Source organism: Streptosporangium sp. NPDC001559 (assembly GCF_042893955.1).
GTDB lineage: Bacteria > Actinomycetota > Actinomycetes > Streptosporangiales > Streptosporangiaceae > Streptosporangium.
The window spans coordinates 860,220-874,407 of the sequence record NZ_JBIAVG010000001.1; the positions used below are offsets into that span (position 1 = coordinate 860,220).

Here is a 14,188-nt window from a genome sequence, read left to right on the forward strand (position 1 = left end):
GTACTGGTACGGCGCTCCCCGGGAGGCCGCGCTGCACGCGTTGCGGTTCTGGCACCGGCGGCACCTGCCTCTCCTGGCGTCCTCCACCGACCCGGTCGTCCTGGAGGTCGGCGGGTACGTCAGCGAGTGCCTGGACTCCGGCGCCGTGCTCACGACGGAGCGCCGCGAACTCCTGGGAGCCAGGCTGAGCGAGCTTGAGCACGACCCCCGATCACGAGACCTCCTGCCGGTCATCCGGCATGTCGAGGTGGCCACCGGTCTGCGGTAGCGGGCACGACCTGACGCCGGAGAACGTCATTCCCGGCCCGTCAGGTGGTTCTCCCAGGCCCAGGCCAGGATCCCCACCCGGTTGCGCACGCCCAGTTTGGCCTGGACGCCTGACACGTGTCCCTTGACCGTGCTCAGCGCGATGAACAGTTCGTCGGCGATCTCCTGGTTGGTGCGCCCCCTGGCGATCGCCCGCACGACCTCGACCTCCCGCGCGCTCAGGGAGTGCGCCGGGGACGCCCCGGTCGTGATCCGGGCTCCCCGGGTGGAGAGGTGGCGCAGCAGCCGCAGTGTGATCGACGGTGAGATGAGCGCGTCCCCGGCGTACGCGGCCCGCACCGCCTCGACCAGCAGGGACGGACCGGCGTCCTTCAGCACAAACCCCGCCGCGCCACAGCGCAACGCGCCGTAGACGTACTCGTCCAGGTCGAACGTGGTGACCATGACCACCCTGGGCGGGGCATCGGCCAGGGCGCGGGCCACCTCGATCCCGTCGAGGCGGGGCATCTGGACGTCCACCAGGCACACGTCAGGGCGTGTCCTGCGAGCCCGCTCGATCGCCTCGACGCCGTCGCCCGCCTCGGCGACCACGGTGATGCCGGGCTGGTCCTCAAGGATGATCCGCAGACTGGCCCGGATCATCGGCTGGTCGTCGGCCAGCAGCACCCTGATGGTCATGGGCGCCCTTCTGAGAGAGCCGGCTCTGGGAACGCGAGTGGCTTCGAGGGCGTCATCGGCGTTCTCCCGTGGGAACCGTGGCACGGACGGACCAGCCCGGCCCCTGGCGAGGACCCGCCGTCAGGGTGCCGCCGAGGGCTTCGAGGCGTTCGCGCATCCCGATGAGGCCGTACCCGGCACGACGGAGGCGAGCGGGCGCCCGTGGGGCGTCGTCCGCGACCTCGACGGTGACGACGGCGTCCGCCTGGGTGATGTCGACGGCGACCGTGCCCGCGTGCCGGGCGTGCCGGGCGACGTTGGTCAGCGACTCCCGTACGACCCGGTACACGGTGCCGCTCACCTCGGGCGGCCAGCCGGACGGCTCGGCCTCCAGCCGGAGACGCACCCTGCCCTTGAGACCCTCGAAGCCCTCGACCAGTTCGTCGAGCCGTTCGTGACCGGCGGGAGCGCCGTCACGCAGGAGGCCGACCACGCGGCGGGTCGCCGCCAGGGCCTCGGAACCCGCGGTCTCGATGTCGGCGAGGGAGCCCTCCGTCCTCTCCGGGTGCTTACGGGTGACGAGCCGGGCCGCCTGGGCCTGGAGCACGATGCCGGCGATGTGGTGGGCGGCGACGTCGTGCAACTCCCTGGCCAGCTCAAGGCGTTCGGCACGCCGGATCCGCTCGGCGACGGCACGGCGGCGGACGGCGAGCAGCCGGGAGGCCAGGCCGATCGCCAGGCCGGTGAGCCAGACCAGGCCGCCCAGCACCGGTACGGCCGAGCCGGGATGCGCCAGGAGACCACCCGTCACCACGGCCAGGCCCGCGACGGCGACGCCACAGGCCGTGCGGACGGGAAGCGTCCTGACCGCGGAGCCGGAGAGCACCGCCAGGCCGAGGGAGACGGCGGGGCCGGGTTCCGCCGGCAGGTGGACGAGCCCGCTGAGGAGGACGGCGAGCGCCGCCACGGCCAGGCCCGCGACGGCGGTCCTGAGCGGGTCGCGGCGACGGGCCAGGGCGAGCGCGCACACCGACGCGCCGGCGACGGCGTCCAATGGCCAGTGCCCCGCGCCCCAGCTGTCGGCGATCCGGTACGCCTGGAAGGCGACGGCCGCCGCGAACGCGGTGCCGAGCCCGGCGTCGGCCAACGCCCTGAGCCGATCGGGTGCCTGCACGGTGTCAAGGCTAGGAGGGAAGGCCGCCTGGCCGGTACCGGCCGAAAGTACCGTTCCGGCCCTGCTTTGCGCCGATGTGGGAGGCGGGTCGCGGTCCGCAGGATGAGGCCCATGTCATATGAACTCCGTCAGCGACGTCCGCGGATCGCGGCGCTGGACGTGATCCGGGGATTCGCGCTGTGCGGGATCCTGCTGGCCAACGTCCAGCCGATCGCCAACGCGGGCAGGACGGTCATCCTGGAGGGACAGGCCAGTCCTGCGGACGCCTGGCTCGGCCTGTTCGTCGAGCAGCGCTTCTATCCGATCTTCTCGCTGCTGTTCGGCGTCGGGTTCTCCCTGCTGCTGAACTCGGCCGGGGAGCGGACCGCCCGGCCCCGGCTCCTGCTGACGCGCAGGTTGCTGGCCCTGCTCGCCATGGGGGTGGCGCACCATCTGCTCCTCTGGGAGGGCGACATCCTGGCCGTCTACGCCCTCGTCGGACTGGTGGTACTGCTGCCCTCGACCTGGTTGCCCCGGTGGGCGGTGGCGGGGCTCGCGGCCGTACTCCTCACGGGCGCGCTGGTCCTGGCCGGTGGGCCGTTCTCGCTGGTGCCGGGGCTCTTCCTGCTGGGTTCCGCGCTGACCCGGTACGGGGTGACCGACCGGATCGAGCGCTCGACCCGGGTTCCCGCGGCGCTCGGCCTCCTCCTGGCCGTGCTCGCGGTGCCCGCGGTGTGGTTGCAGGTCAGGGAGGTACGGTTCACCCTCACCCTGGCGCTGGCGGGTCTGCTGATCGCGGGCGTGTACGTCTGCGGGACGCTCGTGCTGCTCAGGACGCCGCTGCGGGCCGTACTGGAGAGCGTCTTCGCACCGCTGGGACGGATGGCGCTGACCAACTATCTGGCCGCCACCGTGCTCGTCCTGGCAGCCACCCGGCTGGTGGGCGGGGTGCCGCAGGAGTGGTCGACGGCCACGGTCCTGACGATCGCGGGCGTCATCCTCGCCGTCCAATGGGTGTGGTCGACGCTCTGGCTCAGCCGCTACCGCCAGGGACCGGTCGAGTGGCTGTGGCGATGGATCACCTGGGCCCGCCGCCCCGCCCTGCGCGTCTCGTGACCGTCGTGCCGAGAAGGTGCGCGGCGGACCGCACTAGGGTTGCCCCGTGCTGCATTTGCGCGTGATCAGCCCCCCTGGACGTACCGAGGACGTGCTCGGGTTGCTCGACGACGCCGTAGGGGTGACCAACCTCGTCGTGCTGCCCGGTGTGGCCCGTTCCCCCAGGGGCGACCTGGTCCAGTTCGACGTCGCCAGGGAGGCCGCCAACGAGGTGATCGAGCACCTCCAGCATCTCGGCCTGCGCGCGGAGGGATCGATCTCCGCCGAGCAGATCGACCTGTCCATCTCGGAGGCGGCCGACCGCGCCGAACAGGAGGCCCCCGGCGAGAGCGACGACGCCGTGATCTGGTCGGAGCTCGCCACCCGGGTCGCCGCCGAGTCCAGGATCACCTGGGCCTTCCTCGCCTTCCTCGCGATCGCCACCCAGCTCGCGGGCATCGGCGTCGTCACCGACTCACCGATCCTCATCGTCGGCGCGATGGTCCTCGGGCCCGAGTTCGGCGCCGTCGCCGCCATCTGCTTCGGCCTGCTGCGCCGTGACGGACGGCTGATCGCCGGAGCCCTGCGCGCGCTGGCCGTCGGTTTCGCCTTCGCCATCGCGGTCACCCTCGCCTGCGCCCTGGTCTCCCGGGGACTCGGCTGGATCGGGCCGTCCAGCCTCAGCCGGCACGACGAGATCGAGTTCATCGTCAAACCCGACCGGTGGTCGTTCATCGTGGCGCTGCTGGCGGGCGCGGCCGGGGTGCTCTCGGTCACCGCGGGCAAGTCCTCCGCCCTGGTCGGAGTCTTCATCTCGGTCACCACCGTCCCGGCCGCCGGATACTTCGCGGTCGCCGCCTCGCTGGCCCGCTGGGACGACATGGCCGCCTCCGTCATCCAGCTCGCGGTGAACATCGCGGGCATGATCATCGCCGGTACGGCCACGCTCCTCGCCCAGCGGGCCTACTGGGCGAGGTTCGGAGTACGGCTGCCCGTACGGCCCCGCCGGGGTACACCCTGGGAAAAGCCCTGAGAGACAGACGCCCCGACCGAACTTTCGGACGATGCGCCACTCGTCCGTGTGGGTGAGGAATTACCCCCATCCGCTAGGTAGGGTCCGAGCATGACCATCCTCGCCACCGAGGGACTAACCAGACGCTTTCCCCGGGTGACGGCGCTCGACCAGCTCACCGTGAGCGTGGGTCCCGGCGTCACCGGCCTGGTCGGCGCCAACGGCGCGGGCAAGTCCACTCTCATCAAGATCCTGCTGGGCCTGCTCGACCCCTCCGCGGGGAGGGCGCAGGTGCTCGGCATGGACGCCACGACCCAGGGCGCCGAGATCCGCCGGGTCGTCGGTTACATGCCGGAGCACGACTGTCTGCCCCCCGACGTGTCCGCCACCGAGTTCACGGTGCACATGGGGCAGATGTCCGGCCTGCCGCGTACGGCCGCCAGAGAGCGCGCCGCCGACGTGCTACGCCACGTGGGCCTGTACGAGGAGCGCTACCGCGTGATGGGCGGCTACTCCACCGGCATGAAGCAGCGGGTCAAGCTGGCCCAGGCGCTGGTGCACGACCCCCGCCTGGTCTTCCTCGACGAGCCGACCAACGGTCTCGACCCCCAGGGCCGCGACGAGATGCTGGCGCTGATCCGCAGGATCGGCACCGAGTTCGGCATCAGCGTGCTGGTGACCTCCCACCTGCTGGGCGAGCTCGAACGCGTCTGCGACCACGTCATCGTGATCGACGGCGGCAGACTGCTGCGCTCCTCCTCGATCGAGGAGTTCACCCAGACCACCCAGACGGTCACGGTCGAGGTCGAGGAGGGCCGCCAGGCGCTGGCCGCCCGCCTGACCGAGCTGGGCGAGACCGTCGTCGAACACGGCCGGGCCCTCCTGGTCCAGGTCCGCGCACCGGAGACCTTCGACACGCTCCGCGACGCCGTCTGCGACCTCGACCTGTGCCTGGTCCGCATGGAACAGGGGCGCCAGCGCATCGAGGACGTCTTCAGAGAGCCGGTCAGCAGGGAGTCCGCCGATGTCTGAGCCGACAGGTGTCATCCACGACATCGGATACCGCCACTACGACGGGGTACGGCTCGGCCGCAGGCACGCCACCGTGGCGCTGGCCGTGCACAGCCTGCGCGGGGTTTTCGGCCTCGGCCGTACCGCACGGGCGAAGATCATCCCCTTCCTGATCGTGGGCGCCATGATGCTGCCCGCGGTCGTCTCCATCGCGGTCATGGCGCTGCTGCGGCAGAACGTGATGACCTACACCTCCTACGGCGTCACCATGCAGGCGGTGCTGGCGGTCTTCCTGGCCTCGCAGTCGCCGTACACCGTGGCGCCCGACCTGCGCTTCCGGGTGCTGCCGCTCTACCTGTCCCGCCCGGTGACGCTGTGGGACTACGTCGGCGCGAAGCTCGCGGCGATGGTCACGGCGATGTTCCTGCTGCTGGCCGTACCGCTGACCGTGCTCTACATCGGTGAGCTGGTCGTCGACCTGCCGGACTCCTCGCCCACCGGCAACTACCTGACGGCCATGGCCGGGGCGTTCGTCTACGCGCTGCTGTTGTCCTGTGTCGGTGTGGCCATCGCCTCCTTCACCCCGCGCCGCGGCCTCGGGGTGGCCTCCGTCATCGCGTTCTACCTGCTCACCTCGGCGGTCTCGACCCTCGTCTCGGCGACGATGGAGTCGGTGAACAACTACACCGCCTCCGGCTGGGCGTTGATGATCAACCCGTTCTTCCTGGTCGACGCGGCGGTGCACGTCGGAATCTTCGGCGCCGACCCCTCCTCCCCCGTCGTCTACCCGAGCGGTGGCGGCGCCGTCGCGCTGCAGTCGCTGGTGGTGGTCGCACTGATCGCCCTGTCCGTGATCGCCCTGGTCACCCGCTACCGGAAGGCGGCCGCGCGATGAACATCGAACTGGCCCAGGTCTCCCGCTGGTACGGCAACGTGGTGGCCGTCAACGACGTCACCATGACCGTCGGTCCCGGCGTCACCGGCCTGCTCGGCCCCAACGGGGCGGGAAAGTCCACGCTGCTGCACATGATGGCCGGATTCCTGGCCCCCTCCGGCGGCACCGTGACCCTCGACGGCGTCAAGATCTGGCGTAACCACGAGGTCTACCGTTCCATCGGCCTGGTCCCCGAGCGCGAGGCCGCCTACGGCTTCCTGACCGGCTGGGAGTTCGTGCTGTCCAGCGCCAGGCTCCACCGGCTGTCCGACCCCGAGGGCGCCGCCCGCAAGGCCGTCGCCACGGTCGAGATGGAGACCGCCGCCGAACGCAGGATCGAGACCTACTCCAAGGGCATGCGCCAGCGGATCAAGGTCGCCGCCGCACTCGTGCACGACCCCCAGGTGCTGCTGCTCGACGAGCCGTTCAACGGCATGGACCCACGCCAGCGCATGCACCTGATGGACCTGGTGCGCACCATGGGCGCCGCGGGCAAGACCATCCTGTTCAGCTCGCACATCCTGGAGGAGGTCGAGCGGGTCGCCCAGCACATCGAGGTGCTGGTCGCGGGCCGCCACGCGGCCACCGGTGACTTCCGTGAGATCCGCCGCAGGATGACCGACCGGCCCCACGTGTTCCGGGTCCGGTCGAGCGACGACAGACGGCTGGCCTCGGCCCTGATCGCCGACGGCTCCTCCAGCTCGGTCTCCCTCACCCAGACGGGCCTTGAGGTGCAGGCGGTCGACTTCCGGCGGTTCACCTGGTTGCTGCCCAGGGTCGCCAGGGACGCGGACGTGCGGATCTGGCAGATCTCCCCCGCCGATGAAGACCTGGAGAGCGTCTTCTCCTACCTGATCAACAGGAGCAGCTGACCCATGAACGCTGTCATCGCCGGAATCTCCTACCGCGCGCTGCTCGGCCGCAGAAGGATCTGGCTGCTGGTCCTGCTGCCGATCCTGCTGATCGCCCTGGCCGTACTGCTGCGGATGATCAGCGGCGGAAGCGAGCGGATCGCGGTCGAGTTCATGCAGAAGTTCGCCCTCGGCGCCATCCTGCCCCTGCTCGGCCTGATCGCCGGGACCGGTGTGATCGCCCCCGAGATCGACGACGGAACGATCGTCCACCTGCTGTCCAAGCCGATCTCCCGCCCTGCCGTCGCGCAGACCAAGTTCCTCGTCGCCTCCTCGGTCCTGGCGGTGTTCGCCGCCGTGCCGACCCTCGTCGCGGCCTACCTGCTGGTCGGCTTCGAGTCCGGCATCGCGTTCGGCTTCGCGATCGGCGCCCTGGCCGGGGGCTTCGCCTACGCGGCGCTGTTCATGCTGCTCGGCGTCCTGACCAGGCACGCGGTGACGGTCGGCATCGCCTACGCGCTCATCTGGGAAGGCGTGGTCGGCAACTTCGTCCCCGGTGCCAGGAGATACTCGATCCAGCAGTGGGCGCAGACCGTCGCCGACCAGGTCTCGTCCTCGTCGTTCCTGTCCAGCGACCTCACCATCGGCTTCGCCGCGACCGCCCTCCTGCTGATCACCGCCGGAGCCGTCATCTGGACGGGCCAGCGCCTGCGCTCCTTCTCCCTGACCGGCGACGAGTAGGCGCCGCCCGGGAGACCTGCCGGGACCGTTGACATCTCAGAGCCGGACGCACAACCGTGGCCCCGTTCGTGAGCCGTCCCCGGGCGGCTCACGAACGGGGCCCTTCTCTCCGTGTCATCATGCCGCCGCAGAGGCCGGGCGGTCCCGGATGTTCCGGTTCTCCCAACAATCCGTCGGTCGCCCGCATCCAACCAGTGGCGGAAACCCGCAGAACCCGAGATGCGAAGGGACCTGTTTCGTGTACATCGGTGAAAACGAGGGACCGGTAACACTTCTTTCGGCGGGTACGAAACGTCTCGCGGGAAACCGGCGATGATCGGGACCGTGTTCCGGACCGAGGAGCTCCCCGTCTCCGACCGGTTCGCCCGGTGGCACGAGACGACGTCGCAGTCCCTGGTGCCCATCCTGGCGCGCAGCGACCAGGAGGCCGACTTCCGCGCCACCATGCACGTGCTCGCCCTCGGTCCGGTGCAGGTGTACGTGATGACCTGCCCGCCCCTGCGTCTGTACCGCACCTCCGCACTGGTCCGCCGCTCCGACCCCGAAACGTACTGCCTGTCGTTCGCCCGGCGTGGCGCGACGCAGACGACCCAGTTCGACAGGCAGACGGCCGCCGGCCCCTGGGAGATGTCGTTCTGCGACACCTCGCACCCCTATCACGGCCGTATCGTCGCCGACCGCACCGGCAGCTTCGAAGGCGTCGTCCTGCAGATCCCCAAGGCCGTGCTTCCGCTACCCGCCGACAGGCTCACCTCTCTCGCCGCCACCCCGCTGCCCGCCCGTGACGGTGTCGGCGCCCTGCTACGCCACCACCTGGATGCGCTGGTACGGCACACCTCCGGCTACACCGCCGCCGACGCCACCCGCCTTTCGGCCATCACCGTGGACCTGTTCGCCGCGGTGTGCGCCCACCACCTCGACGCCGTCCTGCCGCCGGAGACCGACCGGCAGGTGCTGCAGAAGCGCATCCACGCCTTCATCCAGCGCAACCTCGGCGATCCGGCGCTGGGCGCCGAGGTCATCGCCTCCGCCCACCAGATCTCCGTTCGCCGCCTGTACCAGCTCTTCCAGGACCAGGGCCTGACCGTGGCCGCCTGGATCCGCCGGCGCCGCCTGGAGCACTGCCACCGCGACCTGGCCGATCCCGCCCTGCGCTCCCAGCCGATCCACGTCATCGCCGCCCGCTGGGGCTTCGCCAGCAACGCCCACTTCAGCCGCGCCTTCCGCGCCGCCTACGGCATCTCCCCGATCGGTCACCGCTCATCGTCCGAACGGGCCGTGGCGCGGCCGTGACCCGAAGGCGCACCCCCGTGAACGGCGAAACGCCCGGCGCGCCTTGGCGCGCCGGGCGACGATCGCTACGGCTCCGGCCCTCACGGACCGGCCGTCACAGCCCTCAGACGCAGGCCGTACGGACGACGTCGGCCAGGTGGCCCGCCATCCGCTCGGCCTGCTCCGCGGAGGAGGCCTCGACCATGACGCGGATCATGGGTTCCGTGCCGCTCGGACGGATCAGCACCCGCCCGGTCTCCCCCAGCTCCAGCTCGACCGCGGCGACCGCCGCGGACAACTCGGGCGCGGAGGCCTTGGCGCGGTCCACATCCTTGACGTTGACCAGGATCTGCGGGAGCCGGGTCATCACCGAGGCGAGCTCGGCCAACGGCCTGCCCGTGCGGGCCACGACCGACAGCAGGTGGAGCGAGGTCAGCAGACCGTCCCCCGTGGTGGCGTGGTCGAGCAGCAGGACGTGTCCCGACTGTTCCCCACCGAGGTTGTAACCACCGGCCCGCATGGCTTCGAGCACGTAACGGTCACCGACGGCCGTCTCGATCACGTCGATGCCCGCGTTCCGCATCGCGATCTTGAAGCCCAGGTTGGACATCACCGTGGCCACCACGGTGTCGCCGACCAGCTTGCCCTCCGCGTGCATGGAGGTGGCGAGGACCGCCATGATCTGGTCGCCGTCGACGACCTCTCCGGTGTGCGAGACCGCCAGGCAGCGGTCGGCGTCCCCGTCGTAGGCGATACCGAGGTCCGCCCCTCTGGAGATCACGACCTGCTGGAGCTTGTCCAGGTGGGTCGAACCGCAGCCCGCGTTGATGTTGAGACCGTCAGGACGGGTCCCGATGGTCTCGACGGTCGCCCCGGCTCTGCGCAGCGCCTCGGGCGCCACCATGTGGGCGGCCCCGTGCGCGCAGTCGAGGACGATGTTCAGGCCGTCCAGACGGCCGGAGACCGTGGACAGCAGGTGGGAGACGTAACGGTCGGCCTCGCCGTACGCCTCGCGGACACGGCCGACGTCCGAGCCGACGGGGCGGTCCCACTTCTCGCCGAGCCGTTCCTCGATCTCGTTCTCCACCGCGTCGGGCAGCTTGTAGCCGCCGCGGGTGAGGAACTTGATCCCGTTGTCCGGAGCGGGATTGTGGGAGGCGGAGATCATCACGCCCATGTCGGCTCCAAGAGCCGTGGTCAGATACGCGACCGCCGGGGTTGGCAACACGCCGAGCCGGAGAACATCCACGCCAGACGACGCAAGGCCGGCGACCACAGCGGCCTCCAGGAACTCTCCTGAAGCCCGCGGGTCCCGGCCCACGACGGCGACCGGGCGGCCACGCCGCCCGACGCTGGCGTTGAACGCCCCGGCATCGCCGAGGGCATGAGCGGCCGCCACGGACAGGTCCATGGCGAGCTCGGCCGTGAGGTCGCGACCCGCGACCCCACGTACCCCGTCGGTGCCGAAAAGGCGCCCCAACTTAACGCTTGCTGTACTGCGGAGCCTTACGGGCCTTCTTGAGGCCGTACTTCTTGCGCTCGGTGGCGCGGGCGTCACGGGTCAGGAAGCCGGCCTTCTTCAGCGGGGCGCGGTTGACCTCGACGTCCAGGATGGCCAGCGCGCGGGCCAGGCCCATGCGCAGGGCACCGGCCTGGCCGGTGACGCCGCCGCCGTCGATGCGGGCGATGACGTCGAACTGGTCCTCGGCGCCGAGCGTCACGAAGGGCTCATTGACGATCTGCTGGTGGACCTTGTTCGGGAAGTAGACGTCGAGCGGACGACCGTTGATCGTCCACTTGCCGGTGCCCGGCACGATGCGGACACGGGCGACGGCCTCCTTGCGGCGGCCGGTGCCGTAGGAGTTGCCCGTGGTGATGGGCTTACGGACGGCGGCCTCGCCGCTGACAGTGGACTCGGAGGTGTACTCGGAGGGGAACTCCTCCGTGGAGTACGCTTCCTGCTCGCCCTCGATGGGCGTCTCGACACCGGTGGGCTCAGCCACGGTTCTCCTCTTACTTTCCTTCTTGGCGCAGGCCGTCCGGCCAACGCTGCTGGCGATAGTCAGCCGGTGGCTACTGGGCGATCTGGGTGAGCTCGAAGGGGGTCGGGCGCTGAGCCTGGTGCGGGTGCTCGGAACCCGAGTAGACCTTGAGCTTCTTGATCATCTTCCGACCGAGGGCGTTCTTGGGAAGCATGCCCTTGACGGCCTTCTCGACGGCGCGGTCGGGACGCTTCTCCATGAGCTCGCCGTAGGTCATCGAACGCAGGCCACCGGGGTAGCCCGAGTGACGGTACGCCTTCTTCTGCTCAAGCTTGTTACCGGTCAGCGCGACCTTGTCGGCGTTGATGACGATGACGAAGTCACCGGTGTCGACGTGGTTGGCGAAGATCGGCTTGTGCTTACCGCGGAGCAGGATCGCGACGTGGCTGGCCAGCCGGCCAAGCACGATGTCGGTGGCGTCGATGATGAACCACTGACGCTCGACTTCGGCAGGCTTGGGTGTGTACGTGCGCACGGTCGTATGCCTTCTTTGCTCGCGTCTTCGGCGCTGTCGGAGATGACAGCAACATGGTCGGTAGGTGCGGGCACACGACAGCCCGGACCTTCCGTCTCCCAAGACGCAGGAGATGACGCCGGACGCGCCGCGCATCGGTCCACCGAGGGGACCAATTCGCACACAACGAACTAGCAGGGTACCGGCGCGGACGAGCACGGGTCAAAACCAGGCTTCATCCCACCGGTGTCCCCGAGCAGTCTACCCGTACGGCGTCACCCCGCCGGACCACCGCCACGATCGGTCTTCTCGTTCTTCATAGAACGGTTCCAACACGTTCTTGACATTCTCTTCTTCCTCAGCACAAACATCTCTATCTTTGGCAGCGGAATGTGGCAGCTTCCTCACCTTCGCGACACCCAGCGGACCGGTCTGCGCCGTATGGGGCTGTTCGCCTGCCTGATGACGGTGCTGCTCCTGGGGTATCTCATCGGGCGGGGAAGCCGTGACGAGGACACCCCGAAGATCTATCTGAACAACGCGGGACCGGCACGACCGACTCAGACGGTCGCCGCCGAACAGGGATACTCCGCCGGCCGTCCCCTTCTCGGGCGGGTCATCCGTCCCACCCCCTCTCCCGTGACGCAGAACGCGTCCCCGAGTCCCCGCGCCACCAACCTGCCCCGAGCCCCCCTCGACGACCTCGGCACCGACAACGGCCCTCGCTACATCATCGGCGGGGACAACCAGAACATCGGCGGCAGAGAGAACACCGTCACCTCCGCCGCCCCGCTGAGCTCCCTGGAGAGGGAGTTCGTCAGGCTCGTCAACGTCCAGCGCAGGCGGGCCGGATGCGCGCCGTTCCGGGTCGACAGGCGGCTGGTCCAGTCGGCCAGGGCCCACTCCGCCGAGATGGCCGCCAGCGACGTCTTCTCCCACGCCTCCCCCGACGGACGTTCGCCCTGGCAGCGGATGGAGGCCGCGGGCTACCGCAACGGAGGCGCGGAGAACATCGGGCGGGGCTTCACCACGGCCGCCGACGCGGTACGGGGCTGGCTGGCCAGCACCAGCCACCGGGGCAACATCCTCAACTGCTCGCTCAAGGCGACCGGGGTAGGCGTGATGGGCGGTATCAGCGGCCCCTGGTGGACTCAGGACTTCGGCTACTCCTGAGTGAACCGGCCCGGGGAGCGGGCTAGTCTCTGCGCATGGGTTTTCCCGGGGAACCGCCGCGCCGCCAGCCGTACGTCCAGCCTGATGGCCCAGAGGCTCAGGCCCCGCCCGCACGGGGAGAGCGTTGGTTCGACCCCGCGCCGCACGGCCCGCAGGGCCCCGGCACCGGAGAGCGCCCCGCCGAGACGCCGCCGTACGGCACGGCCCCCGGACACGCCCCCACCCCCGGCACCGTCCCGGGCCCCCTTCCGGGGGCACGGCCTCCCGCGCCGGCCCCCGAAGCCTCCGGCTCCACCGACACGGAGCCCCCGGCACGGGGCCAGAAGATGTCGCGGGGGCAGAAGATGTGGAGCCCGTACGACGAGGGTCCGCGCTCGCGGCGGCCGCTGTACGTCGCGCTGGGCGCGCTCGCCGTGCTCGTCGCGGGCGGCGTCGGCCTCACCATGCTCGTGAACTCCGACTCCACGCCCTCCCCCGGCACGGCCGCCCCCACACAAAGTTCAAGCGCCCCGGCCGTCCCCCAGCCTCCCAGCGGCAAGTTCGGCTTCGCGGCCGCCCGCAAGACCGACCCGTACGCGCTCACGCTCAACGAACTGTTCCGGCACAAGAAGGTCTCCTACGGCGGCCGCGACTATCTGATGACGGTCCGCAGGATGGACAAGAAGTGCAAGGACGCCGTGGTCGGCGACAAGCTCAAGAAGGCCCTGGCGGCGGGCAAGTGCACCCAACTGCTGCGGGCCAGCTTCCGCGACGCCTCCGGGAAGATCATCGGAACCGTGGGCGTCGCCAACCTCAAGACGTCGGCCGCGGCGGCCAAGGTCGTCTCGGCGGGGGCGGGCAAGTCGCGCAAGGAGTACCTCAAGGCGCTGCCCGGTAAGGACAAGGTCACCAAATCCCTCGGCTCCGGCGAGGCGTTCGCCGGAGGGTGGCGGCACGGGCACTACGCCGTGATGGTCTGGTTCCAGTTCAAGGACGGCCACCTGCCGAAGAAGTCCGAGGTCAAGCGGCTCAACCAGGCGGCCTTCGGGACCGTGGACGCCACCGTGACCCCGGCCCTCGAATCACGTTCGCTGACCGGAAAGCGTCCCTGACCAAAGGTTCATACGGCAACTTCCCCGGATAAAACTGGCGGGCGATCCGGCCAGGAACACCCATACCCACATGATGATCTCTGGCTGTCGCTACTCTTCCACCTATGCGTGGCCAGGAATCCGGGTCCGAGCACAAGCGCGAAGCCGACGGTTCGGCCGCACCGGCGACGCCCCCGCCGAGTTTCGGTCAGCCTTCGCCGCACGTGCCGCGGACAGACCTCACAGGTGACGACCAGCTCCGCGAGTCTCCGGCATGGCCGGAGTCCTCGCCGGGAGCCGCCCAGCCATGGGTGGTGCCCGGCGACGGCGGCACGCCCTACGACTGGTTCTCCGACCCCGAGGACGACCTTCCCACCCCGTGGCCCGGCGCCCGGCCGGGAGAACAACGCCCGGGCGGGACGGCTCAGCCGTACGGCCCCGGCGGCTCCCCTCCCG

Annotated in this window: 15 protein-coding genes; 10 read left to right on the forward strand and 5 right to left on the reverse strand. The window is 70.1% G+C overall.

Annotation, left to right across the window (positions count from 1 at the left end; translation table 11 throughout):
• Positions 1 to 40 precede the first annotated feature (40 nt).
• Positions 41 to 268: a hypothetical protein gene (locus ACFYY8_RS03795; RefSeq protein WP_390036829.1), complete on the forward strand. Its 228-nt coding sequence runs from the start codon at positions 41 to 43 to the stop codon at positions 266 to 268.
• A gap of 26 nt (positions 269 to 294) precedes the next feature.
• Here the strand turns inward: ACFYY8_RS03795 and ACFYY8_RS03800 are convergent, their stop codons facing one another.
• Positions 295 to 945, reverse strand: coding sequence for a response regulator (locus ACFYY8_RS03800; protein ID WP_390036831.1), 651 nt, complete (start codon positions 943 to 945; stop codon positions 295 to 297).
• 52 nt (positions 946 to 997) lie between these two features.
• Entirely contained in the window at positions 998 to 2,098 is a 1,101-nt protein-coding gene (locus tag ACFYY8_RS03805) for a sensor histidine kinase (RefSeq protein ID WP_390036833.1), read from the reverse strand.
• 111 nt (positions 2,099 to 2,209) lie between these two features.
• Here ACFYY8_RS03805 and ACFYY8_RS03810 point away from each other — a divergent pair, with 111 nt between their 5' ends.
• From ACFYY8_RS03810 to ACFYY8_RS03840, 7 genes are all read left to right on the forward strand, one after another.
• The gene (locus ACFYY8_RS03810; RefSeq protein WP_390036835.1) at positions 2,210 to 3,193 is read left to right on the forward strand and encodes a DUF418 domain-containing protein; all 984 of its coding nucleotides are present in this window, start codon (positions 2,210 to 2,212) and stop codon (positions 3,191 to 3,193) included.
• Positions 3,194 to 3,239: 46 nt separating this feature from the next.
• Complete coding sequence (locus tag ACFYY8_RS03815; RefSeq protein ID WP_390036837.1) at positions 3,240 to 4,205, forward strand: DUF389 domain-containing protein; 966 nt, start codon at positions 3,240 to 3,242, stop codon at positions 4,203 to 4,205.
• Between the two features lie 90 nt (positions 4,206 to 4,295).
• Positions 4,296 to 5,216 (forward strand): ABC transporter ATP-binding protein, encoded by a 921-nt coding sequence (locus tag ACFYY8_RS03820; protein WP_390036839.1) that lies wholly within the window; start codon positions 4,296 to 4,298, stop codon positions 5,214 to 5,216.
• Entirely contained in the window at positions 5,209 to 6,090 is an 882-nt protein-coding gene (locus tag ACFYY8_RS03825; RefSeq protein ID WP_390036841.1) for an ABC transporter permease, read from the forward strand. Before ACFYY8_RS03820 ends, ACFYY8_RS03825 begins: the two co-directional genes overlap by 8 nt.
• On the forward strand, positions 6,087 to 7,001 hold the full coding sequence (locus ACFYY8_RS03830) for an ABC transporter ATP-binding protein (RefSeq protein WP_390036843.1): 915 nt from the start codon (positions 6,087 to 6,089) through the stop codon (positions 6,999 to 7,001). Before ACFYY8_RS03825 ends, ACFYY8_RS03830 begins: the two co-directional genes overlap by 4 nt.
• Before the next feature lie 3 nt (positions 7,002 to 7,004).
• A complete protein-coding gene (locus ACFYY8_RS03835) occupies positions 7,005 to 7,721 on the forward strand; it encodes an ABC transporter permease (protein ID WP_390036845.1) in 717 nt (238 codons plus the stop codon).
• Positions 7,722 to 8,033: 312 nt separating this feature from the next.
• Positions 8,034 to 9,014: a helix-turn-helix domain-containing protein gene (locus ACFYY8_RS03840; RefSeq protein WP_390036847.1), complete on the forward strand. Its 981-nt coding sequence runs from the start codon at positions 8,034 to 8,036 to the stop codon at positions 9,012 to 9,014.
• Between the two features lie 103 nt (positions 9,015 to 9,117).
• On the opposite strand, the gene glmM is transcribed toward ACFYY8_RS03840, so the two are convergent.
• The 3 genes from glmM to rplM all read right to left on the reverse strand — a co-directional run bounded on the left by glmM (position 9,118) and on the right by rplM (position 11,510).
• Positions 9,118 to 10,473, reverse strand: a complete 1,356-nt coding sequence (glmM, locus tag ACFYY8_RS03845; protein WP_390036849.1) for a phosphoglucosamine mutase — start codon at positions 10,471 to 10,473, stop codon at positions 9,118 to 9,120.
• A gap of 1 nt (position 10,474) precedes the next feature.
• Positions 10,475 to 10,996 (reverse strand): 30S ribosomal protein S9, encoded by a 522-nt coding sequence (rpsI, locus tag ACFYY8_RS03850; RefSeq protein WP_390036851.1) that lies wholly within the window; start codon positions 10,994 to 10,996, stop codon positions 10,475 to 10,477.
• A 70-nt stretch (positions 10,997 to 11,066) separates the two neighbouring features.
• Complete coding sequence (gene rplM / locus ACFYY8_RS03855) at positions 11,067 to 11,510, reverse strand: 50S ribosomal protein L13 (protein WP_390036853.1); 444 nt, start codon at positions 11,508 to 11,510, stop codon at positions 11,067 to 11,069.
• Positions 11,511 to 11,879: 369 nt separating this feature from the next.
• Between rplM and ACFYY8_RS03860 the strand changes: the two genes are divergently transcribed.
• Positions 11,880 to 12,662, forward strand: coding sequence for a CAP domain-containing protein (locus ACFYY8_RS03860; RefSeq protein WP_390036855.1), 783 nt, complete (start codon positions 11,880 to 11,882; stop codon positions 12,660 to 12,662).
• Positions 12,663 to 12,697: 35 nt separating this feature from the next.
• On the forward strand, positions 12,698 to 13,753 hold the full coding sequence (locus ACFYY8_RS03865; protein WP_390036857.1) for a hypothetical protein: 1,056 nt from the start codon (positions 12,698 to 12,700) through the stop codon (positions 13,751 to 13,753).
• Positions 13,754 to 14,188: the final 435 nt, after the last annotated feature.

Bases quoted from the DNA above. Each gene is read 5' to 3' on its own strand.
- ACFYY8_RS03825 (WP_390036841.1), top strand. From the start codon at position 5,209: ATGTCTGAGCCGACAGGTGTCATCCACGACATCGGATACCGCCACTAC.
- ACFYY8_RS03800 (WP_390036831.1), bottom strand. From the start codon at position 945: ATGACCATCAGGGTGCTGCTGGCCGACGACCAGCCGATGATCCGGGCC.
- ACFYY8_RS03835 (WP_390036845.1), top strand. From the start codon at position 7,005: ATGAACGCTGTCATCGCCGGAATCTCCTACCGCGCGCTGCTCGGCCGC.
- ACFYY8_RS03840 (WP_390036847.1), top strand. From the start codon at position 8,034: ATGATCGGGACCGTGTTCCGGACCGAGGAGCTCCCCGTCTCCGACCGG.
- ACFYY8_RS03810 (WP_390036835.1), top strand. From the start codon at position 2,210: ATGTCATATGAACTCCGTCAGCGACGTCCGCGGATCGCGGCGCTGGAC.
- ACFYY8_RS03865 (WP_390036857.1), top strand. From the start codon at position 12,698: ATGGGTTTTCCCGGGGAACCGCCGCGCCGCCAGCCGTACGTCCAGCCT.
- ACFYY8_RS03830 (WP_390036843.1), top strand. From the start codon at position 6,087: ATGAACATCGAACTGGCCCAGGTCTCCCGCTGGTACGGCAACGTGGTG.
- ACFYY8_RS03820 (WP_390036839.1), top strand. From the start codon at position 4,296: ATGACCATCCTCGCCACCGAGGGACTAACCAGACGCTTTCCCCGGGTG.
- ACFYY8_RS03860 (WP_390036855.1), top strand. From the start codon at position 11,880: ATGTGGCAGCTTCCTCACCTTCGCGACACCCAGCGGACCGGTCTGCGC.